The sequence below is a fragment of the Shewanella violacea DSS12 genome (genome assembly GCF_000091325.1).
GTDB lineage: Bacteria > Pseudomonadota > Gammaproteobacteria > Enterobacterales > Shewanellaceae > Shewanella > Shewanella violacea.
Window position 1 is genome coordinate 3,293,882 of sequence record NC_014012.1, and the last position, 22,355, is coordinate 3,316,236.

Below are 22,355 nucleotides of genomic sequence, written 5' to 3' on the forward strand. Positions count from 1 at the left end.
AGTGTGATCTGATTCTAACTTCTTACACCAAAGTTTTAAACATCTGTTTGGTTTTTAGACTGACATATATTATAAAAACCTTTATTAACAATGCTTAATGAAATTTATTTTGATTTATCTTGTCCTATTTATGCATATTATAAATATCTAAATCTAGCTAAAGCGGCAATGAAGCATATGACTAAGTCATACAAGTAATATGACTTTATGCGCAAAAAGAGAATTGGTACTAGCCAAACCCTATATGAATTTTCTACCATGTCGTTGGCCTATAACTTAACTAATGAAAAACAAACTGAGTAGCATCATGCCTTTAAGTCGATTTCACGCATTACGCGAATACCTAAACCAGGTCATTTTGGGACAGCCGGTCCTAACAGAAAGCTTATTAATAGCCTTGATCGCAGATGGACATTTACTCGTTGAGGGGCCTCCGGGACTTGCGAAAACACGAGCCGTAAAAGCCCTATGTGACGGCGTAGAAGGTGACTTCCACCGAATTCAGTTTACTCCAGATCTGTTACCTGCTGATCTAACCGGAACCGATATCTATCGTGCTCAAACGGCTACATTTGAATTTGAAGCCGGACCGATTTTTCACAATCTTATCTTAGCCGATGAGATAAACCGTGCCCCCGCCAAGGTTCAATCGGCTCTGCTGGAAGCTATGGGAGAAGGTCAGGTTACCGTAGGTAAGAATAGCTATAAATTACCAGAGCTGTTTCTGGTCATGGCGACGCAAAACCCCCTAGAGAATGAAGGGACTTATCCATTACCCGAAGCACAGCTAGATCGCTTCCTTATGCATCTCAACCTAGATTATCCCGATGCGGAAACTGAGTTCGAGATCATGCGTATGTCACGTAAAGAAGCCTTAAAGCAAGCCGCTCCTAGCGTAGAACCTATCATTCAAAAAGATATTTTCGAAGCCCGTGAAGAGTCACTGGAACTCTATCTTGCCGAGCCTCTAGAAAAGTACATCGTCGATATAGTCATGGCGACCAGACAACCTCAGCGTTACAGCGATGAGCTAGCCAGTTGGCTTGAATATGGTGTCAGCCCGCGAGCCACACTCGCATTAGAGCGCTGTGCCCGAGCCAGAGCCTGGTTGCAGAAACGCGATTTTGTCTCACCGGAAGATATTCAAGCCGTGGCACCCAACGTATTGAGACACAGGTTACTGCTAAGTTATCAGGCCCAAGCCGAAGGCGTGAGCAGCGACCAAGTCATCGATTATATTTTGTCTCAAGTCGCGGTGCCTTAAGTGTCAGAAATAGTCCTCCCTCTTTTTGCCGACGGGGTAAACCTGAATCAAAAAGAGCTGTTAGCATGCCAAAATATCGCCAGAGCGCTTCCCGAGAGGCGCTCTAAAGCCCGTGCAAGTCTTTCGGGTCATAGGGCCAGCCTAATTAAAGGCCGGGGAATGGAATTTGCCGAAGTGCGGCAATACCAACCCGGTGATGATGTCAGGACCATAGACTGGCGCGTCACGGCCCGTACGGGTAAGGCTCATACTAAGCTCTTCGTTGAGGAGCGAGAGCGGCCGGTACTGATTTTACTCGATCTCAGCCACAGCCTCTATTTTGGTTCCAGCTTACTGCTGCAATCGGTACAGGCTGCGCATCTGGCTGCCACTTTGGGTTGGAGTGCTATTCTCCACAGCGACAGATTAGGTGCTTTGATTGCCACCGAAGATGAGCATCTTGAGCTCAAGCCCAGAAGCCGTCAAAAAGGCATCTTGCAGCTTATCTCTGCCATCGAATCTGTGCATAAGCAACAGCTGGCTAGGCTGACCACACATCAGGCTGAACCTGAGCATATGTTTCGTGCATGTCAAAGGCTTAGACGCATAGCCAAGCCAGGCTCATTGATCTGGATAATCAGCGATGGCAGCAATTTTAACGAATCTTGTCTTGCACCTCTGTCGGATCTAAAACGCCATTGCGATATGGGGGCCTTCTTAATCACAGATCCCCTGAGGCAAGGTAACTTAAAGCTGCCCAAACAGTTCCAACTGCCGGTTAAAGATGGCAACAAGGAACTGACCCTCAACCGGGCTGGCTATGATTCCTGGTTGCAACAACAACTTAAGACCCAAGCGCAGTTTACTCAAATGATGCAAAAACTAAATGTTCACACACGCACATTAGATGCAGGCATGAGCCTTAACGATCAACTTGGAGCGTTAAGATAATGCAGCCTACTGCCAATCCTGCCCTCACCGCATTGAAAGATATTCATACACCCGAGGTCATCAGTAACATGCCCATAGCCTTAGGTTACTGGCTGGTGCTTACACTGATATTAATCGGCCTCACGGCGCTAATCTTCAAGCTCAAACAAGCAAGGCGCCACAGGGCACCAAAACGCGAAGTATTATCAGCCGTCGCTTCATTGGACACATCTAGTGATAAGAATTCAGCCGATATTCCAGTCCAGATAAATGCCTTAATCAAACGCGCAGCCATGAGTTACCTCTCCAGAGAGCAGATTGCGGGTCTTGAGGGCGACAGTTGGCACCAATGGATGGCGCGGCAAGTTAAGCGTTCTAATCCACGTCTAAAAGCCCTGCTGGACAGACGCTATCAAAGAGAGGGCCTGACTCAAAATGAAGCCGAAGAGCTCAAAACCTTAGCCACAAATTGGCTTAAACAAGCCTTACCATTGCAAAAGGACCTTCAGAATATCAGTACCAGTAACAAGGAGGCACAATGCTGACTCTCACATGGGCCTGGCTGCTCTTACTCCTGCCATTGCCACTCATCTTCAGAAAACAGCAACAAAAAATAGAGATCAGCGGACACCTTCACCTGCCCGGCATCGGCGAAAATGGGAGCGAGCAAGTTCAGCAATCAAGTCATTCCCGTAAAGCATATTGGCTAGTCTGGGTGCTGTTAGTGATTGCCGTCGCACGACCCTTGTGGATGGGTGATGCTATCGAACTGCCAAGTAAGGGCCGTGATCTTATGATAGCGGTGGATCTTTCTGGCAGTATGCAAATTGAAGACATGGTGCTCAACGGACAAGCAGTGGATCGATTTACCATGATACAAGATGTTGTCAGTGACTTTATCGAGCGTCGTAAGGGAGACAAATTAGGTCTTATCCTGTTCGCAGATCATGCTTATCTACAGGCACCATTGACCCAAGATAGACGCTCTGTTGCTCAGTTTTTAAAGGAAGCTCAGATAGGATTAGTCGGCAAACAAACCGCTATCGGCGAAGCGATTGCCTTAGGGGTGAAGCGATTCGACATGGTGGACAAGAGTAATCGAATTTTAGTGCTACTCACCGACGGCTCCAACAATTCAGGTTCCATCTCTCCCGAGCAAGCCGCCGCTATCGCCGCGAAGCGAGGCGTGAAAATCTACGCCATCGGAGTCGGCGCAGACGTTATGGAGAGACGTTCTATCTTCGGTACAGAAAGAGTCAATCCATCGATGGATCTCGATGAGGCACAACTTAGCTCCCTGGCAAAAATAACAGGTGGCTTATATTTCAGAGCCAGAAGTTCTCAGGATCTGCAACAGATCTATCAAGAAATTGATAAACTTGAGCCTATTAGCCGAGATCAACTCAGCTATCGACCTCAATCGGAACTCTTTTACCTGCCATTGGCTGCCGCCTTATTGATCACCATCTTAATGGCGCTATCTCAACTCCCCTTCTTTAATCGACCCGTTCAATGGCTAACAGCCCGTCGAGGAGACAGATAAATATGCATTTTCTTCGCCCTGAGTGGTTTTTTGCTCTACTCCCCCTGATATTACTCATTCTCTTGCTATGGCATCGAGAGCGAAAAAATTCGACATGGAACCGTTACATTGCCCCCCATCTAGCCAGGCTATTAGTCACCCAGGCTAAGGAGATTAAACCGAGCAAGTTATGGTATCTCGGATTGGCTTGGCTCGTGGCCGTATTTGCCTTGTCGGGACCCGCTTTCACTAAGCAGTCTTTGCCGGTATTTGAAGCGGCCCAGGGCAGAGTTATCGTCATGGATATGTCTCAGTCTATGTACGCGACCGATCTGGCTCCCAATCGATTGGCACAAGCCAAATTTAAAGCCACCGATCTCATCGGTGAGCTTAAAGAGGGTGAAACCGGACTCATAGCTTATGCCGGGGATGCTTTTACTATCAGCCCCTTAACCCGAGATAGAGCAACCTTACTCAATCTACTGCCCACCTTATCACCGAACATCATGCCGGTTCGAGGCTCTAACCTAGTAGCAGCATTAGAGCGAGGAAAAAACTTACTCGCTCAGGGCGGACACATTCGCGGTGATATCTTATTGCTCACAGATGGCCTATCTACTCGGCAGATGCACGGTGCAAAAGCGGTATTAGAGGGCACCCAGTATCGATTAGCAATCATGGCTTTTGGTAGTAAGCAAGGCTCACCCATTCGCCTGCCGGATGGTCAGCTGCTGCGAGATCATGCCAACCAAGTTGTCGTTGCTAAGACCAACTACTCGCTACTTAATGAACTGGCACAGGCTGCAGATGGCGTATTGATCCCCTATAGAAGTGATAATCAAGATATCGAGCAGATACAGACCTGGCTATCGTCTACCGGCGATACTAAGGCGACTGAACTGGACGGTGAGATCTGGCAAGATGCTGGTCCCTATATCGCGCTGTTACTCCTGCTTCCTGTATTGCTCAGTTTTAGGCATGGCCTGGTTGCTGCTATCGCTGTCTGTATCATCTATATTCCCAATCCGGTTCAGGCATCTAGCTGGGACGATCTCTGGCAAACCCAAGATCAACAAGGCATGCAAGCCTATCAAGCAGAGAATTTTGACCAGGCGTCAGACTCCTTTAAATCTCCTCAATGGCAAGCCAGTGCCCTGTATAAGGCTGGAAAATATGATGAGGCTCTACCATTGTTCGAACAGGATGGTTCGGCGAGTGGCTTGTACAATCAAGGCAATACCTTGATGCAGCAAAACAAATACCATGAGGCGATAAAACGTTATCAAGATGCTTTAGCACAAAGCCCTGAGTTAACAGGCACAAAAGATAATCTCGAGCTTGCCAAAAAATTAGCCCAGCAGCAAGACAGCCAGGATAAAAATAAATCGGATCAAGACAAATCAAACAAGGATAAGTCAGACCAAGATAAGTCGAAAAACGATGAGTCCGAACAAGATAAAAATCAGTCTGATAAAAACCAAGGCGACAAAGAAGACAGACAGCAGGACAAATCAGACCAAGACTCTGACAAAAAATCTGACAAAAAATCTGACAAAGACAAACAGCAAGAATCTAAGCAAGACCAGCAATCACAATCCAATGAGTCACAAGAGGACAGTGGATCTGATAAAGAGAATGCGGGAGATCAGAGCCAGGAAGATAAGCCCTCAAAAAATAACGGTAACGATTCCGACATGCAGGCCGATCCGGATAAAAAGCAGTCTCAAGCTAATGCTGAAAAAGATAAGCAAGACAGTGAGCGAAATAAACCTGCCAGCAGCGATGACCAGCAGCAAGAAGCACAAGAGCAGACGGCCTCTCAAAACCCACAAGCAGCCGATGACAATCCAGATGAAGATGCCCAAGCCAAAGCACAAGCGGCTCAAATCCATGAAGGACCAGAAGCGCTGCCTCCCGAGATGGAGCGGGCATTAAGAGCGCTAGTCGACGACCCTCAAGTTTTACTGAGAAATAAGATGCAACTCGAATATCAAAAACGTGCAAGACACAATGCCAACTCTAAGGATCAGCAGCAATGGTAGTTTCCAAACGTTTATTACTAGCCTTAGTGACGCTAGTGTTCTCCATCCCAACTTTTGCCATTAGCCAGCTGGAAACATCTGTCGACAGAAACCCTGCCGTTGAAAAGGAATACCTAGTACTGAGCATCAGTGCCGACGATAATATCCAAACCGGGGAGCTAGATACATCTCCCCTGCTCAAAGACTTTATCGTGGGACGTACCAGTGTCAGTCGCAGCACTCAGATAGTTAATTTCGACTCGAAAAAACAAACTCGTTGGCAAATTCTTCTGGCACCTAAACACTCGGGAAACCTCCTGATCCCATCTTTGAGCATAGACGGTGTCAAATCTAAACCTATCGAACTCAGTGTCGTCGCTTCAGGCAGTCAGCCTCTGCAGATGAAGAGCCTCTTCATACGCACCAGCTTATCCACTGAAGAAGCCTATGTGGGACAACTCATCACCTATAAAGTGAAACTCTACTTAGCGGTGGATCTTCAGCGAGGCGTATTAAGTGCCCCTAACTTAGATGGAGCACAAATTAAGCAATTGGGTGAAGATATCGATACCACAGAGCTCTTCAATGGCCGCCGTTATCGAGTCATAGAGCGCACATACGGCATCATTGCCGATCAACCTGGAGAACTCACCATAGACGGTACTGGGTTTGCGGGTGATGTATTAGTGCAAGGCTCTCGTCGAGGCGGCATGTTCTCTTTCAATGAAAGCCGTCCCATGGAAGCCAGAGCCGCAAAATCTATCTTACTCATTAACCCGATCCCCAAGGAGTATCACGGGGAATGGTTAGTGTCAGATCTGGTTGCGCTACATGAAGACTGGCCGGAAGAGACTCAGGAATATCAGGTCGGCAACCCTATCACACGCACCATTAGCTTAATCGCATCAAATACAGATGAAACTAGCTTACCGGACATGCTAATACCCGTACCCCAAGGCCTTAAAACCTATCCAGAGAAGCCAGTACGCAAGAACTTCTTACGCGATAAACAAATGGTGTCACAGCTGATCCAAACCTTAGCCATAGTGCCAACCAAAGCCGGAGAATACACCTTACCAGCCATCACAGTGCCTTGGTGGAATCCACACACCAAACGCCAAGAACAAGCGACGCTTGCCGCCAGAACCATCACAGTTATTGCCAGCGATACACCTGAAGTGAACCTGCCTCAGATAAATACCAGCTCTGATACCAGTCAATCCGCTTACTGGCCTTGGCTAAGCTTAATTTTTGCCAGCCTATGGTTGGCCACTTTAATGCTCTGGCAAAAGAGTCGTGGACAGGTTAAACAGCTCTCGGCTAATCAACTCGACTCGACATTAAACCCAAATATAGTGCACACGGCGAGGAGCAAAGATAATGTTCAGACAACTGCCTCTGCCGTCCTAACGACTAAACAACAAAATAGCCTGTCGACACTGGAAACTGCCTGTAAAGAGGAAAACCCCGGAAAAGTATTAACGGCGCTTCAGGCTCACTACAGTGAACAATATTCACGTTCCATGAGTCTTGCCGACATTGGCGGATTATCCCTTGAATTAAACCAAGGTATCTCGCAGCTACAGATTTGTGCCTTCAGTAAGCAGCAAACTCCCCTAGATTATCAGATGATTATTCAGGCGGTGAAGTCATCTCAAGTCACAAAGACTCAGCAACGAGTCTCTGCTCTGGTGGATCTTAATCCTAAATAGGCCTCTCGATACCTACGGCAAGAAGTTAACCTAGTACTTTCTAATAGTTAACTTCTTGCCATTCCCTCCCAGCAGGTTAAGCTAGCCAATATTATGGTCATTAATCGAGCGTCAATTTAAAAAATGTTTAATCGCCTGCGAAATAAAAAACCCAGTTCCTCGGTCAATTCTGACATGCTAAGTAAACAAAGACGATACGATAGCCTTGTCAGGGCACTCCATGCCGATATCTTCCGCTACGCCTACTGGTTATGCGGAGATAAGCATATTGCGGAGGATATCACTCAGGAGACCTTTCTTCGGGCATGGCGCTCACTCGACTCATTAAAAGATGATAAGGCGGCTAAGGCCTGGCTTATCACCATAGTGCGCAGAGAGAATGCCCGTCGATTCGAGAGGAAGCAGTTTGATTACTCAGATATTGAGCAAGATCAACTGGAAGACCATTTATCCACTAGTACCGAAGATAACGCAGAGCAGTACCTGATCCGCAGGCTAATCTCAAAATTAGAGATCGAATACCGTGAACCGTTAATTTTACAAGTTATTGGGGGTTTCAGCGGTGAGGAGATTGCAAACATATTAGCGCTCAACCGGAATACTGTGATGACTCGACTCTTTCGTGCCAGAAACCAGTTAAAAGATTTAATAGAAAAACCACAAGTAAGAGGTCAATCCAATGGATGAGCTGAAGTTTAGACGCCAGGCCTACACAGAGCCAAACTGTCAGGACGATGATTTTTTAGCGGCAATGCAAGCCATTCCTGAACGTGAATCTTTCGTCAACGACCTCAAAAATCTCGACCGTAAATTGGAGCGGGCCTTAAAAATTGATGTGCCGGAAGATTTAGCCGCCAGGTTACTGCTCAACCAACAGCTTCATCAGCATTCTAGACTGAGACGTAAGTCAGGTTTTACTCTAGCGCTGGTCGCATCTGTCGCTTTTATAGCTGGAATAAGTTTCACTCTTCTAAGAATGGCCCCGGTCGATCTAGGACAACATGCCCTCGCCCATGTGTATCATGAGACGAAAGCACTGACCTTAGATCAAGACATCAGCTTTAAGGATGTTAACTTTCAACTGGCCTCAATGAGCACAATTGGCAATGCCAAATTTACCCAACAACCCGGTAAGCTTTATTACAGCAGTTTTTGTGACTTTCAAGGCGTGAAGAGTCTGCATCTGGTTATGCAAGGAGAGCATGGCAAGGTCACCCTATTTATCGTCCCCATTGAGGATCGCATGGTACTCGAACAAGCCTTCAAGGATAACAAGTACCTAGGAAGAGGTTTCGTGACCGATAAGGCTTATATGCTACTGGTTGGCGAAGATAATTCCGACCTAAACTATGTCAAAAAAGAGATCCAACAAATATTTATCTAAACCCGTAACACCCAGTGGTGGCATCATGCCGCCACTGGCCCCTTCTGAGGCAGATAGTCATTCAATATTGAGCTTAACCTCAAACATCTGCTAGCATGTCGCCCACATTTTGAAAAATAAAAAATAATGGCATTGAGCATGAATATTGAATTACCGATATTAATTACTTTCGTCGGCTACCTCGCCCTAATGATGGGCATAGGTTTATGGGCCTATAAAGCGACAGATTCCGTCGACGATTACATATTGGGTGGCAGAGGCATGGGCCCTGCAGTGACGGCCTTGAGTGTTGGCGCATCTGATATGTCTGGCTGGCTACTACTGGGCTTGCCTGGTGCAGTTTACTTAGGTGGGTTAGGCGAAGCCTGGATTGGCATAGGTCTGGTCTTTGGTGCCTGGTTAAACTGGCTCTTCGTCGCCAAGCGTCTGCGTATATACACGGAATTTACCGATAACGCCCTAACCCTACCCGACTTCTTCGAGAAACGTTTCGAAGACAGTAAAGGCTTACTGAAACTGGTTTCAGCGGTCACAATTCTAATCTTCTTCACCTTCTATGCCTCATCAGGCATGGTAGGCGGTGCAATACTGTTTGAAAAAGTCTTCGGCCTCGATTACACCTTAGCGCTGATTATTGGCTCAACCATTATTGTTGCATACACCTTTGTCGGTGGCTTCTTTGCCGTCAGTTGGACCGATTTCTTTCAGGGCTGTCTGATGTTAATCGCCCTATTGATAGTGCCGGTAGCCATCTTCAGCCAGCCCGAAACCCAAACGAGTTTAGCCAATATTGACCCGGCTATGTTGTCTATGTTTCATGAAAACACCACTGCGATTGGCCTAGTATCATTACTGGCATGGGGCTTAGGCTATTTCGGCCAACCACATATTTTGTCACGTTTCATGGCCATAAAAAATGCCAATGATATTCCGCTATCACGTCGTATCGCCATGAGCTGGATGTTAATCGCACTAGCAGGTGCCTTGGCAACGGGCATTGCCGGCAGCTTGTACTTCGCCAACGATCCATTGGCCAATCCAGAAACTGTGTTTATCCACTTGGCACATGCAGCATTCAATCCATGGATCGGCGGTCTACTTATCGCCGCTATTTTATCGGCCATCATGAGCACCATAGATTCACAGCTGCTAGTCTGCTCTAGTGTTATCACAGAAGATTTCTATAAGAAGTGGTTACGCCCAGAAGCCAGCAGTAAAGAGCTAATGTTAGTGGGCCGTATCGGCGTACTGGCGATTGCCATTATCGCTGGTATCGTTGCACTCAACCCAGAAAGCAGCGTACTTGGCCTAGTCAGTTATGCATGGGCTGGTTTCGGCGCGGCATTTGGCCCTGTGGTATTACTCTCGCTTTTCTGGAGTGCTTACAGTCGAAATGGTGCGGTAGCCACTATCATAGTCGGTGCATTCACTGTGTGATTTGAAACAGCTTTCAGGTGGATCTTCGAGCTCTACGAATTCTTACCGGGCTTCATTTTCGCAACGCTCTCAGGCGTGATTGTGAGTAAAATATCTGCACCTTCTGATAAGGTTAAAGAACAATTTAGAGTATTTACTTCAAAATTGTAATACCTAAAAGTAAGATATTTTTCCCTGCTGAACTAAAATAGCGTACATGTGTACGCTATTTTTATGATTTATTTTCGACTCCACGTTTACAAGCCCGCAACTTAAATTTAAAACACCTACACGCCTTGATACGCCTAGGGATAAGCCCTTCAGCTCATGATTAAAATACACACACATCCTCAGTCATAAATCACCCCATCAAATTAACAAAATCACAACAGCAAGTGACCACTGGTCGGAGTTGCTGCCGGGTACGAGCATGCCTAAGATGCACTGGTCTAACAAGTGAACCCCATCAAACGTAAAAAAGCAGATAAAAGCTGAGTTTGAAATATTGGGCCTAAAATTACAGAGATGATAATGATGAAAAACTTCAACAAGACTTTTTTAGCTATCGCAGTTACGCTTGCAAGTTCACAAGCTATAGCCGCTGGTTTTCAATTAAACAGCCAATCTGCTACCGGTATTGGCCGTGCTTTCGCCGGTGATGCCGTCATCGCAGACAATGCTTCAGTACTATCACGCAACCCTGCGGCCATGGCCCTGTTTGATAAGCAGCAACTCTCTATGGGTCTGACTTACGCCGATGTGCAAGTTCAGGTTAACGATGTAACTCATGGTTCTGGTGCCAACTATGGCTCAGTGGATGATGCAGCAGAAGCTAAGGTCATTCCTAACTTTTATTATGTCAATCCAGTAAACGACAAGTTTGCTTACGGTGTAGCTATGTTCAGTAACTTCGGTACAGGTACCGATACTACAGAACTTTCTAACAACATCATTGGCGGCAGGTTACCAGCTCCTATCGATCTACTTGGGAAAACTGAAGTAACCACAATCAACTTCAACCTAAGTGCTTCATACCGTTTCAACGAGCATTTCAGTGTCGGTGCCGGTGTTGATATGATCTATGGTCAAGGTACCTTGACTCGTGGCGGTGCAGTACCAAGTCCAATTACTGGAGCTCCGATAGATGTGGATCTTGTCGATGTTGATGCCGATGGCATAGCATTTGGCGGAATCGTCGGTGCAGTATACGAGATTAATGCCGATAACCGCTTCGGAATAAGCTATCGTTTAAGTCCTGAATTTAAAGCATCCGGTGATGTCACCATGGCTGGAGTTGACTTTGATGAGATCATTATCCCATTACCAGACATCTTCCAGGTCGCCGGTTTTCATCAGTTAACTGACAAGTTCGCCATTCACTACACGGCTCAGTTAACAACATGGGCTGATTTCGATGAAATTACAGTTTCAGATCCTGTGGATGCACAACTTAAACATTATGCATGGGATGACTCTTGGTTGTTCAGCATAGGTGGTACTTACACGCTCAATAATAGCTGGACACTTCGTGCCGGTTACATGCATGACCAAGGTGTCGTGGGCGAGATAAGCTCTATCTCAATCCCTGATTCAGACCGTAATTGGTACACAGCAGGTGTAACTTATAACCTGTCTCAAAACACTAGCTTGGACTTCGGCTTAGGCTTCGTCCGTGGTGAAGATGTATCTCTGATTGAATCCAGTGGGCTTGTGGGTGATATCCATGCAACGACTCGCTCAGATGCGACTTACTACTCTATGCAGTACAACTACCAGTTCTAAATTTATTTAGTCCTTGATAGTCATGAAAAGCCGCACTGAGTGCGGCTTTTTCATGCCTGGAGCAAAATCTACAGCCATTACTCTTTTTTAGAAGTTGTAGCTAGATCGAAACAGTAAAAAAAACTATATTATCCCTTCAGTTTTCAGCTCAAGGAATTGGATTAATGAATAAGAACAACGCAATCAGTGCACTCATCTTAGGCTCACTACTCTGTCTTGGTTTGGCGCTTCTGGGCTATGGCATTGGACATAGCCTAATTGAGATGAAATCTATGGAGAGAACGGTTACCGTCAAGGGACTCGCCGAACAGGAAGTAAAAGCCAATATTGCTATTTGGCCGATCCGCTTTATCCAGGTCGATAATGATCTCACGGCCTTATATCAGACGGTACAAAACCAGACAGACAAGGTGATCTCCTTCCTGCTTAAACAAGGTTTTACTGTCGATGAGATATCAAGCTCTCTCCCCTCTATCGAAGACAGACAAGCACAGGGATATGTCGATCCCAATGTGAAATATCGCTACGCAGCCAAAGTGACCATCTCTATTTATACCAAGAGAGTCGAACTGCTATTAAACAGCCGACAACATATGCTCGAACTGGCTAAAGAAGGCATTGCCATCGCCAGTGAAGATTACAACAACAGGACCGAGTTCCTGTTCACTGAGCTAAATTCAGTCAAGCCAGCTATGGTGCAAGCTGCTACGACCAATGCCAGACAAATAGCCAATAAGTTTGCCCAAGACTCAGATTCGGTATTGGGCAAGATAAAAAGTGCCTCTCAAGGTCAATTCAGCATATCCGATAGGGACAGTAATACCCCTTATATCAAGCGTGTGAGAGTCGTCTCTACCTTAACTTATTATCTCAAGGATTAACTTGATTGGACAAGGCTTCATGGGGTAGATATTTACCCCATGAAGCCCGAACGCTATACTCATAATTGAGACTCGTCCTTGTGCTGCTTAATGCATATTCGAGTGCGCTATGCCGAAAATCCTAGCAGAGAAATAACCCTATTCATTCATAAATATAAGGAAAACAAAGTGAAGAATCTGACAAGTGCCGCCTACAGAAGTATGCAAAACCACAGCTTTATGGTCATGTTTGCGTTATTTAGCCTCTTGATGAGCCAATTAGCTTTCGCGGCAGATAAAGACCCTGAAGTCGCATGGGATAAGATCAATGCGGGTGCCACTGTGATCGATGTTAGAACGGCAGAGGAGTTCGCAGCGGGACACCTAGATAACGCGATCAACATCCCTTTCGAAGAGATAGCGGTGGCAATTAACACCTTAGATATCGCCAAAGACACACAAATTGTACTCTATTGCCGCAGTGGCCGACGCAGCGGTATCGCTTTCGATACCTTAGTCTCAGAAGGTTACACTCAGAGTTACAATGGCGGTGGCTTTGAAACCTTGAGCCTGTTTAAACAAGATAATAAACAATAATTAAGCGCCAGCTCATCATTTTATGTCGATAACTCAATCTACCCTAGGAGTTATCGACATTTTCTTAAACGCCTAGCCTAAAGCACTGACTCCCCCAGACACACTCTTTTAAGACTCTAGTAGCTCTCCCAAACTCCCCTTCTCGATTATTTATTCATGCCACTCCTTTGCTCATACAAGACAGATTTAGACTTTTTATCATCTAGATCCTGCTGAAATTAGGCTTAATACTTTCCTTAACTCTATGACAAACCTTAATTAATGGCAGAAATCGCCCCAAGCCTTATTACTTTTAGGAATATATTATAACCAACAGGTGTTAATACTATTAACCTACATTTTCAATATCTTACAATAAGAAAGTGCTATAGAAATCACAGCGAGGGTTTATTTTCATATTTCATACCTAATAGATAAACCTCATCATTAACAGCATAAAAATTCACAACACCCACGTAATTACGAAATTAAACCCACTTAAATCGGGTAATTATTCAAACGTGTTTTATATTCCCTCCTATAAATTTCAAACCACCCTAGATTTACATTGATTTTACAATTTGGATACAAATAGTTACATTCACTGCGGATCGACCGGTTTTTTTTAGTTTCGACTAAAAAACCATCTAATAATAATGATTAATTCTAAGTAACATGGAAGACAATTATGACAATAAGTAACAAGCATTCTATTGCACTCAGCTTATCTGCCTTGGCAATCGCCATCTCAGCTAATGTACAGGCAGCACCGACCTTTACCCCGGGGCTTCAATCGAGTGAAACAGGTTTTGAACAAGCATCCCCACTACCAAAGCGCTATATTGTAAAATTTAAAAATGCTCAAGCCGCGGCTAATTTCCAATCAGCTGCTAATGGAATGAGTACGATGAACTATGTACCAAGAACTAACGAAGTATTTTCTCATCACAGAGCACTCAACAGTGTGTCGGCGAAAGAGATGAAGCGCATTGGCCGCAGTAACAGCTATACAACCAAACTCGCCTCTAAAAGTATTCGCTCCCTTCGCCTTCGTTCAGATGTTGACTATGTTGAAGAAGATATGCCCAGACACCTACTGAGTGAAACCACTCCATGGGGTCAAACCTATGTGGGTGCCACCCGCTTGAGTGACTCCATGGCGGGTAATCGCACCATATGTATTATCGATTCCGGTTACGATCGTGATCATGGTGACTTAAGTGGCAATAATGTCACAGGCACCAATAATTCAGGTACGGGTAACTGGTTCGAGCCTGGCAAGAATAATGCTCATGGTACTCATGTTGCTGGCACGATAGCCGCCATAGCGAACAACTCAGGTGTTGTCGGCGTGATGCCAAACCAGACAGCTAACATTCATGTTATCAAGGTATTTAACCAAGCTGGGTGGGGATATTCTTCTTCTTTAGTCTCGGCCATAGATACTTGTGTCAGTAATGGCGCAAATCTAGTCACTATGTCTCTGGGTGGTAGCAATTCCAGTATCACAGAAAAGAACGCCATGACGGCCCACGCAAATAATGGCATCTTGTTGATTGCCGCGGCGGGTAACGCCGGTGACAGTACTCACAGCTACCCGGCATCTTACGATGCGGTAATGTCTGTCGCTGCCGTTGATAACAACAAAGATCATGCGGCATTTTCCCAGTACACAGATCAAGTTGAGATCTCAGGTCCAGGTGAAGCTATTCTATCAACTGTTACCTTAGGTGAAGGACGTTTAGCCGACATCACAATTAATGGCCAGTCCTACTTCGATAATGGCATAGTCCCACACAAGCGTTATGTAAAATCCGGTGCCAGCCATCTTGATTCCCCTATTAACGGCAGTGTAACCGGTGAACTCGCTGAGTGTTCGGTCTCTGGCAATAGCTTTACTTGTGGCGATATGAAGGCCAAGGTTTGTTTGATTGAACGTGTCGGTAATCAGGGCGCTAGTTACCCTGAAATCGATGCGATTAGAGCCTGTAACTCGGCAGGAGCAAGTGCGGTTATTGTCTATGGTAATAACCAGCTTCCTGGGCTACAAAACCCTTTCATCATAGATAGCAACAATGAAGCGCCACTGGTTTCTGTTTCTGTCGATCGCGCAACCGGTCAGGCACTTAAGGCACGAGTAGGATCGACTGTTACAGTGGCCAATACCGCCAATGAAGATTACGCGTATTACAACGGTACTTCCATGGCGACCCCACATGTATCGGGCGTGGCAACACTAGTATGGAGTTACCATACTCAGTGTAGCGCCGCTCAGATCCGTAATGCATTGAAAGTCACCGCTGAAGATCTCGATATTGCCGGCCGTGATGATAAGACAGGTTATGGTCTTATCGATGCGGTGGCAGCGAACACTTACCTGGATGCATCTTGTGACGGTCCTACCGATCCGGGAACGGGTCCTGGAGAGTTTGTACTCGAAAATGGTGTGGCTAAAACAAACTTAGCCGGCGCTAACAATGATGAGCTGCATTTCTCAGTCGATGTCCCGGCTAATGCCACAAATTTGAGCTTTACCATGAGTGGCGGTGATGGTGATGCGGATCTGTATGTACAATACGCTGCGGCGCCAACGGCTAGCAGCTATGATTGTCGCCCCTGGAAAGGCGGCAACAGTGAATCTTGTCCTATCACAGATGCACAAGCAGGTACTTATTACGTTATGGTTCAGGGTTACTCTGCCTTCAGCGGAGTTAGCTTAGTGGCTAATTTCACTGAATCAACCACAGGTGGTCCAGCAAGTTACAGCAATACTAACGGCTACTCGATTCCGGATAACAGCTCTGTGGGTGTCACTAGCCCAATATCCGCTACTCGAACCGGTGATTCAGGCACTGTGGCGGTCAAGGTTAACATCAGCCACACTTACATTGGTGACTTACGAATAGAGCTACATAGCCCAACGGGCCAATTGACTGTCTTGCACGATAATACCGGCGGCAGCTCAAACGATGTGGTTCAAACTTACAATGTCGATATGACGGGGGTTGAATCTGCCGGTGAATGGACATTAAAGGCCATAGACAATGCTCGCCGCGATACTGGTAGCATCAATAATTGGCAGCTTAGTTTCCAGTAAACCTAGTACCGATTTAGCCATATTTTGAGGGCCCTGTGCCCTCTTTTCTTGCCAAGATAAAACCTCCCCGTTCAATCTTGCTGGTTAACTGATATAATTAACTCAATATCAATTAATCTTATGAACTCATGACCCAAGTAAACAATCCACTACATGGTATCAAGCTAGCAGACCTACTCACCGACTTAGTCGAACATTATGGCTGGGAAGAGCTAGGCACTCGCATCGATGTTCGTTGCTTTAATCATGATCCAAGTATTAAATCCAGTTTGCGCTTCCTACGTAAGACCCTTTGGGCGAGAGAGAAGGTTGAATACCTTTATTTAAAGATGAATAAATTACCTCTACCGGCAACAAAGCCAAGAGATGATCACTACCAAGCCAGTGATAAGAGTCTACGTGCGGCAAGTAACAGAGCAAGTTCTGAAACAGACAATGATGGCGATCAGATGAATACCAATATTTGGGGAAGCTAGCAGCTTAGACAAAGCCTAGCTACCGGGATATGACATTGCACATCAAGAAGCCGGATAGACCTTAACGTCTGTCCGGCTTTATTATATCAAGAGTTAATTAGCCTTTAAGCGGATACTCGCTGCCATCTTTGGCCGTAAATACTTGTGAGGTTTGTGAGCTTTCAATGATTCGCTTCTCTTCAACATTAAGCAAGCTAATCCAGTATTCATGACCTTCTAGCCTGACATCATCTATGTGAGCCTGGTCTTTATTACCCGTTTTTCCACCGCGATCGAAACTCAATTCCACATGGGTACCATTGTTATTAAGCAAGATAGCTTCAGGTTCACTCTTATGACCATTTAACGCCACAAATTGCCCTGAATCCTTTAGACCCGTATGGCTTCCGTCGGAAAAAAACATCAAGAGTTGCTGGTAGTAAACCACGTAACTGCACACCTCTTTATGGGAACCTTTAGCTAATGGAAATGTGTTATCAAGAAACTGTTTAGCATTGGCCATAGTGTCAATATCTGTAACGGCTTCTGATGTTTTTACATTAACAATTCCGGCATTGATAAGGTTTGTAAAGTTCTGCTCGCCGCACTCATTACTGATAGTAGATATTTCCATAGCCTTATCCTCTCAAATCACTCTCGGGTTATTTTCCATTATTAACAAACGACTAGAAATTTCCTGTCGAATCATCACGCATTTTTTATTTATATCTCACGTGAGTCATTTAATTCATTCTTTCTCGATTGCTTGATTTGTAGTCTAGCGAAAAATTTACTACAATTTCACAATAAAAATTTTACAGTGTGAATTTTACAAAATGAGAACAACAAAAAGCTTAATGCGAAAATCACATTTTCTTGGTACCAAGATCCGTAATCTAAGAAAAAGAAACCATCTCACCATGGAAGATCTTTCGGCGCGTTGTGTACGAGTCGACCCTGAAACCGCCCCATCTGTGTCATACCTGTCTATGATAGAGCGTGGCAAGCGAGTCCCCAGTGCCGGCATGTTAGCCGTCATCGCGGCAGTATTTCAAAAAGAGGTAGATTGGTTTTTAGATGATGTACCGGAAGAGCAAGCTATCATGCCAGATAAAGGACGCCGTGGTGGCATAAATGGCATGGCGCTGGAGCCAAGCTTTTTGTTTTCTAAAGATATATTGCAGATTGCCATTCCTGAGATGTTGTCACAAACTGGGATCACAGGACGACAGTTTGCCCATCTTTTAATTCGCGCCCATCAGGAGCATCATCAGAATCACTTTCCGGATCTCGAACGTGCAGCCGAAGAGATAGGCCTAAAACGACTACCACTCGCCCTGGAAGATATCATGGATATTGCTAAGGGGATGGGGCTTAAAATAAAATGGATCGACCGAGCGCCAAAAGATGTTATCGATGAGATGGGAGCCACCTCGACTCAGCTGGTGACGTCATTTTTTGAACCGCCTTCGACCATCTATATTAATAAACACCTGAAATCTAACCCGACTCGACTCAAGTATGATCTGGCCGTACACATAGGCCACTGCGTATTGCACAACAAGGATGGATTAAAATCTGTGCTTACCACAGGAAAAAGTCAGGTCAGCACAGAGATGGACAATGGCACGCCACAGTCTTCCACGGTAAATGCACAGGATATTCTCCACGCCTGGCGCGATTTTGAATCCAGTTTCTTTGCCGGTGCCCTACTTTGCCCTAAAGTCCCCTTCAGGCAGATGTTAGATCGCCATGGCTATGAGATAAATGTTCATGAAAAAGTGGGAGTCTCAGCATCGGTGGCCATGCGCCGCATGACCGTTGTCTCTCCCTATCCGCATTGGCACTATTTCGATGCCTATGCGCCGGGAAAATTAAAAGCTGTCTATCGCGGCAACGGTATTCCACTTCCCTGGGGCAATATGCGCTTAGTTCAAGACCCTTGTCAGCATTGGGCTGTATTTAGAAAAATCAATGAAGACAGCTCAGGTTCATCTGCACAACTGTCGATACTCGATGTCGATAATGAACCTAGAATTTACAGCTGTGAGTCCATAAGAGTAAAAGATATGGCCGGCAATAATCACGTGCTCTGTGCCGGCATAGATCTCAACCCCGCTATCCAAGCTCAAGGAGGAGACGCTAGTGGGATAGCTGCTGAATTAAAACAAGCTTGCGTTAAGCATGGCGGCGAAGCCGAGATCCCCAAGGCAATAAAGAAGGATTTAACCAGTGTGGCTAAAATTCTCAATATCAACTGGGTCGAGCGAGGCATAGAGACTCAAGCCAGACTCATCTGTGCAAGAGGCGCAGTCTGTCCACGTCAGCCCACTTGTTATGAAGCAGGCAAGCCTCAATGTGAGTAGATAATTGAATTGATGAAACCAAGAGCCTGAACACAATTTAGGCTTTTAGTTCACTTTTTATGCTGCACCTGTTAACACTAGCTAGGCGAACGACTACACCCTTAACGCTATTTTCCCTACCACAACGCCAGATTCTAAACGAGCATGGGCTTCGGCGACTTGCCAAATAGTAAAGTCAGAGTCATCGAGCAGAGGTTCGATAATGCCAGCATCTACTAGCTCTGCAATCTGAGTTAAAATTTCTCCATGAGATTGTCGGTTTATACCTTCGACCAGGGGAATAAGCATAAGTACGCTGTGAAAACTCAGGCTTTTTAACGCCACCTGTAATACATTATCTATGGGTAAAGTGGTGGCGACGGCCCCGTTAAATCGAGCGGCTTCGAAACTGAGCTGAATATTGTCACCGGCTACGGGATCGAATATGGCATCGAACCCCACTCCATTAGTATATTGTTCAACATAGTCGGCCACAGACTGCGCCTTGATATCGACTAAGTTATCGGCGCCTATACTGGCGGCAAGTTTCATATTTCGCGGCGTTGATGTCGCCGTGACCTCTGCGCCAAGATGCTTGGCTAACTGAATAGCCACATGGCCAACCCCGCCAGTAGCGCCATGGATCAAAACCTTATCTCCTTGCTTTACCTTGAGTTTATGACACAAGGCTTCCCATGCAGTGATAGACACAAGAGGCAGGGCTGCAGCCTGCTTCATGGTCAAGCTTTTGGGCTTAAGCGCCATTAAATCGGCATCGACCAACATAAATTCTGCTAATGCACCATCGATACCCGCGATTCCTCCCGCGCAGCCGTAAACCTCATCTCCAACCTTTAAGCTAGTGACGTCGTCGGCCACTTCACTCACAATTCCTGCCACATCGCCGTGAAGTATTTCAGGTAAATTAGCAGACCAGGGGGTATCGCTCGAGCGCAACATGATATCTAACGGATTCACACTGCTGGCTTTCACTTCCACCAGCATGTGGCCTGGTTTCAATACAGGTTTTACTTTTTCGGTCAGTTGAAACACATGACTGGAACCCAGTTGCTTTATGATCATGGCTTTCATATTTTTCGTCTCTATCATTGAATGGCTAGTGATACCGATTGGCATTAGTCAGGCTAGTTTAGTTATTGCCTAATCAACCATCAACGCACGGCTAAACAAACCATTTTTGTCTTTTAGGCAATAATGATATTCTGCTCATACATACAGATAGAGAGGTACACATATGAGCATGCTGACTCGGCTACATTATTTTAACTGTGTCGTAGAAACCGGTAGCATCTCGAAAGCGAGTCGAGTTTTCGATATTCAGCCCTCCTCCATCTCCCGCCAATTGATGGCACTAGAGAAAGACCTTGGTATTCGCTTACTCAATCGTAATACCCGCAATATAGGCTTAACCGAAGCAGGCTTAACCTACTATCAATATTCTCAGCGTATCGTCTCCGAACTCGATGAGGCTCATAGGGCGGTAAATGAGTTGCAGAAAAACCCTAAGGGTCATTTGAAAGTCAGCATGACAGTTGGCTTCGGTGAAAGCTGCGTACTGCCATTGATCTCTGCATTTATACGTCAATATCCAGAAGTAAACATTGAGTTGGAATTAACCGAGCGTGTTATCGATATGGTGGAGGAGAATGTCGATATCGCTATACGCAGCGGCCATCTACCTGACTCAAACTTGATCGCCCGTAAGCTGACCGATAATAACTTCTTGATCTGTTCGAGCCCGCAATACATTACTCAGCATGGACAACCCCTGTCGGCTAATGACTTGCATGAATTTGATTGTATCAAATATGGCTATGCCGGCTGGCGAGAATGGTTGGTGATGACATCAGCTCCTCATGCTTTTAAAAAATTGACCATTTCTGAAGGACTCACGGTCAACTCAGTCAATGGCCAGAAACAGCTCATGCTAAATGATGCAGGTTTTGCCTTGATCCCGCTATGGGCCGTAAAGGAAGAGTTGAAAAATGGCAGCTTAGTCCAAATACTGGCACAAGACACCTTTAGCCCCTGCGCCCCTTTGAGTTCGACCTATGCCCTCTACCAAAAAAGGGAATTAATCTCACCTAAAATTCGGGTGTTTCTGGACTTTATCCGAGAGAATCTAGATAGGGAACTCGAAGAGTAAACGCCAGGCCTTAATCCCATCACCAGCCCTGACACTGAGACCTAGCCTATCTATGCCCATCCACTCCCAAAATATTGGCTTGGAAAAGGCTAAAGTCGCGCCCACTTCTAAACTATTCGATACTAGGACATCTTCACCAAATGGCATCGCGAACCTGAGTTTATCGAAATACCAATAGCCAACGGCAAACACCCTAGGCTCAACATCGACACCTAACCAATCCCAGCGCCAATGTATGTCTGTGCCTATATCAATTCCGGATTGAATCGCCGAATAGGTCTCACTCTGCTTGCCATCGAAGCTGGTATAGCCAGCAAAAAACAGTCGATTAACCCAGACAGGATCTGCCTGTTTCAATTCAAAATCCAGTAAGCTTGAGACGCCTGCCGACAAGATCCCGACATTGGTTCCGGTAGTGAAATTGTTGCCATAACCCAGATCAAAATAGGTTTGGAATTCATGGTGTTCAGAAGTGCGGATACGATACTCTATGCCAGGGGTTATCGTCATGGTGCCGACGCTAGAGGGCAAGTCCCCCTCGGGAAGATCGCTCCACTTAAAATTGAAAAAACCTAGAGATATGGGGGTGCGCAGGATAAGCGATTCGGTGTCATTGTTATAGAGATCGAAACTGACAGGTATGTTAACCACAGCAGCGTTCTGCCCTGAGGTTTTATAGATACCACTACCGAGATAATTTGCGAATGCGTAATGAGTAAAATCTTCTTCAGCAAAAGCGAAGAAAGAACCGAGCAATGTGGCAAGGATAAGAACTGATTTCAGAACCATAAATAAGACATAGAAATGATATTATTAGTATGGTTCTGAATATAACGACTGTATGA

General features: G+C 45.6%; 18 protein-coding genes and 1 pseudogene. 16 read left to right on the top strand and 3 right to left on the bottom strand.

Going from position 1 to position 22,355, the window contains the following annotated elements:
* Window positions 1-307: 307 nt before the first annotated feature.
* From SVI_RS13695 to SVI_RS13760, 14 genes and pseudogenes are all read left to right on the top strand, one after another.
* Window positions 308-1,264, top strand: a complete 957-nt coding sequence (locus SVI_RS13695; RefSeq protein ID WP_013052178.1) for an AAA family ATPase — start codon at window positions 308-310, stop codon at window positions 1,262-1,264.
* Complete coding sequence (locus SVI_RS13700) at window positions 1,265-2,194, top strand: DUF58 domain-containing protein (RefSeq protein WP_013052179.1); 930 nt, start codon at window positions 1,265-1,267, stop codon at window positions 2,192-2,194.
* Window positions 2,194-2,718: a DUF4381 domain-containing protein gene (locus tag SVI_RS13705; RefSeq protein WP_013052180.1), complete on the top strand. Its 525-nt coding sequence runs from the start codon at window positions 2,194-2,196 to the stop codon at window positions 2,716-2,718. The genes SVI_RS13700 and SVI_RS13705 overlap by 1 nt, the downstream gene beginning before the upstream one ends.
* On the top strand, window positions 2,712-3,716 hold the full coding sequence (locus SVI_RS13710; protein ID WP_013052181.1) for a vWA domain-containing protein: 1,005 nt from the start codon (window positions 2,712-2,714) through the stop codon (window positions 3,714-3,716). The genes SVI_RS13705 and SVI_RS13710 overlap by 7 nt, the downstream gene beginning before the upstream one ends.
* A gap of 2 nt (window positions 3,717-3,718) precedes the next feature.
* Window positions 3,719-5,737, top strand: a complete 2,019-nt coding sequence (locus SVI_RS13715) for a vWA domain-containing protein (protein ID WP_013052182.1) — start codon at window positions 3,719-3,721, stop codon at window positions 5,735-5,737.
* Window positions 5,731-7,428: a BatD family protein gene (locus SVI_RS13720; protein ID WP_013052183.1), complete on the top strand. Its 1,698-nt coding sequence runs from the start codon at window positions 5,731-5,733 to the stop codon at window positions 7,426-7,428. Before SVI_RS13715 ends, SVI_RS13720 begins: the two co-directional genes overlap by 7 nt.
* A 123-nt stretch (window positions 7,429-7,551) precedes the next feature.
* Window positions 7,552-8,115, top strand: a complete 564-nt coding sequence (locus tag SVI_RS13725) for a sigma-70 family RNA polymerase sigma factor (protein ID WP_013052184.1) — start codon at window positions 7,552-7,554, stop codon at window positions 8,113-8,115.
* Window positions 8,108-8,812, top strand: a complete 705-nt coding sequence (locus SVI_RS13730) for a DUF3379 domain-containing protein (protein ID WP_013052185.1) — start codon at window positions 8,108-8,110, stop codon at window positions 8,810-8,812. Before SVI_RS13725 ends, SVI_RS13730 begins: the two co-directional genes overlap by 8 nt.
* 138 nt (window positions 8,813-8,950) lie before the next feature.
* Window positions 8,951-10,399, top strand: a pseudogene (gene putP, locus SVI_RS13735) (sodium/proline symporter PutP).
* A gap of 363 nt (window positions 10,400-10,762) precedes the next feature.
* Window positions 10,763-12,010 (top strand): OmpP1/FadL family transporter, encoded by a 1,248-nt coding sequence (locus SVI_RS13740; RefSeq protein WP_041420374.1) that lies wholly within the window; start codon window positions 10,763-10,765, stop codon window positions 12,008-12,010.
* Window positions 12,011-12,174: 164 nt separating this feature from the next.
* Entirely contained in the window at window positions 12,175-12,891 is a 717-nt protein-coding gene (locus SVI_RS13745; RefSeq protein ID WP_013052188.1) for an SIMPL domain-containing protein, read from the top strand.
* A 201-nt stretch (window positions 12,892-13,092) separates the two neighbouring features.
* Complete coding sequence (locus SVI_RS13750) at window positions 13,093-13,467, top strand: rhodanese-like domain-containing protein (protein WP_049791180.1); 375 nt, start codon at window positions 13,093-13,095, stop codon at window positions 13,465-13,467.
* Between the two features lie 667 nt (window positions 13,468-14,134).
* Window positions 14,135-16,543, top strand: a complete 2,409-nt coding sequence (locus SVI_RS13755; RefSeq protein ID WP_013052190.1) for a S8 family serine peptidase — start codon at window positions 14,135-14,137, stop codon at window positions 16,541-16,543.
* A gap of 128 nt (window positions 16,544-16,671) precedes the next feature.
* Window positions 16,672-17,019 (top strand): VF530 family protein, encoded by a 348-nt coding sequence (locus tag SVI_RS13760; protein ID WP_013052191.1) that lies wholly within the window; start codon window positions 16,672-16,674, stop codon window positions 17,017-17,019.
* Between the two features lie 97 nt (window positions 17,020-17,116).
* Here SVI_RS13760 and SVI_RS13765 read toward each other — a convergent pair whose 3' ends face one another.
* Entirely contained in the window at window positions 17,117-17,632 is a 516-nt protein-coding gene (locus tag SVI_RS13765; protein WP_013052192.1) for an aldolase/citrate lyase/malate synthase family protein, read from the bottom strand.
* A 202-nt stretch (window positions 17,633-17,834) separates the two neighbouring features.
* On the opposite strand from SVI_RS13765, the gene SVI_RS13770 reads away from it, so the two are divergent.
* Entirely contained in the window at window positions 17,835-19,364 is a 1,530-nt protein-coding gene (locus SVI_RS13770) for a DUF3612 domain-containing protein (RefSeq protein WP_013052193.1), read from the top strand.
* Between the two features lie 93 nt (window positions 19,365-19,457).
* Here the strand turns inward: SVI_RS13770 and SVI_RS13775 are convergent, their stop codons facing one another.
* Window positions 19,458-20,435, bottom strand: coding sequence for a zinc-dependent alcohol dehydrogenase family protein (locus tag SVI_RS13775; protein WP_013052194.1), 978 nt, complete (start codon window positions 20,433-20,435; stop codon window positions 19,458-19,460).
* 163 nt (window positions 20,436-20,598) lie between these two features.
* On the opposite strand from SVI_RS13775, the gene SVI_RS13780 reads away from it, so the two are divergent.
* The gene (locus tag SVI_RS13780) at window positions 20,599-21,510 is read left to right on the top strand and encodes a LysR family transcriptional regulator (protein WP_013052195.1); all 912 of its coding nucleotides are present in this window, start codon (window positions 20,599-20,601) and stop codon (window positions 21,508-21,510) included.
* Here SVI_RS13780 and SVI_RS13785 read toward each other — a convergent pair.
* A complete protein-coding gene (locus SVI_RS13785; RefSeq protein WP_041419959.1) occupies window positions 21,487-22,299 on the bottom strand; it encodes a hypothetical protein in 813 nt (270 codons plus the stop codon). The two genes, SVI_RS13780 and SVI_RS13785, sit on opposite strands and share 24 nt — an antisense overlap.
* Window positions 22,300-22,355 lie beyond the last annotated feature (56 nt).

Coding starts and splice junctions, on each gene's coding strand:
- SVI_RS13695 (WP_013052178.1), top strand. CDS start 308: ATGCCTTTAAGTCGATTTCACGCATTACGCGAATACCTAAACCAGGTC.
- SVI_RS13705 (WP_013052180.1), top strand. CDS start 2,194: ATGCAGCCTACTGCCAATCCTGCCCTCACCGCATTGAAAGATATTCAT.
- SVI_RS13710 (WP_013052181.1), top strand. CDS start 2,712: ATGCTGACTCTCACATGGGCCTGGCTGCTCTTACTCCTGCCATTGCCA.
- SVI_RS13715 (WP_013052182.1), top strand. CDS start 3,719: ATGCATTTTCTTCGCCCTGAGTGGTTTTTTGCTCTACTCCCCCTGATA.
- SVI_RS13720 (WP_013052183.1), top strand. CDS start 5,731: ATGGTAGTTTCCAAACGTTTATTACTAGCCTTAGTGACGCTAGTGTTC.
- SVI_RS13725 (WP_013052184.1), top strand. CDS start 7,552: ATGTTTAATCGCCTGCGAAATAAAAAACCCAGTTCCTCGGTCAATTCT.
- SVI_RS13730 (WP_013052185.1), top strand. CDS start 8,108: ATGGATGAGCTGAAGTTTAGACGCCAGGCCTACACAGAGCCAAACTGT.
- SVI_RS13740 (WP_041420374.1), top strand. CDS start 10,763: ATGAAAAACTTCAACAAGACTTTTTTAGCTATCGCAGTTACGCTTGCA.
- SVI_RS13745 (WP_013052188.1), top strand. CDS start 12,175: ATGAATAAGAACAACGCAATCAGTGCACTCATCTTAGGCTCACTACTC.
- SVI_RS13750 (WP_049791180.1), top strand. CDS start 13,093: ATGCAAAACCACAGCTTTATGGTCATGTTTGCGTTATTTAGCCTCTTG.
- SVI_RS13755 (WP_013052190.1), top strand. CDS start 14,135: ATGACAATAAGTAACAAGCATTCTATTGCACTCAGCTTATCTGCCTTG.
- SVI_RS13760 (WP_013052191.1), top strand. CDS start 16,672: ATGACCCAAGTAAACAATCCACTACATGGTATCAAGCTAGCAGACCTA.
- SVI_RS13765 (WP_013052192.1), bottom strand. CDS start 17,632: ATGGAAATATCTACTATCAGTAATGAGTGCGGCGAGCAGAACTTTACA.
- SVI_RS13770 (WP_013052193.1), top strand. CDS start 17,835: ATGAGAACAACAAAAAGCTTAATGCGAAAATCACATTTTCTTGGTACC.
- SVI_RS13775 (WP_013052194.1), bottom strand. CDS start 20,435: ATGAAAGCCATGATCATAAAGCAACTGGGTTCCAGTCATGTGTTTCAA.
- SVI_RS13780 (WP_013052195.1), top strand. CDS start 20,599: ATGAGCATGCTGACTCGGCTACATTATTTTAACTGTGTCGTAGAAACC.
- SVI_RS13785 (WP_041419959.1), bottom strand. CDS start 22,299: ATGGTTCTGAAATCAGTTCTTATCCTTGCCACATTGCTCGGTTCTTTC.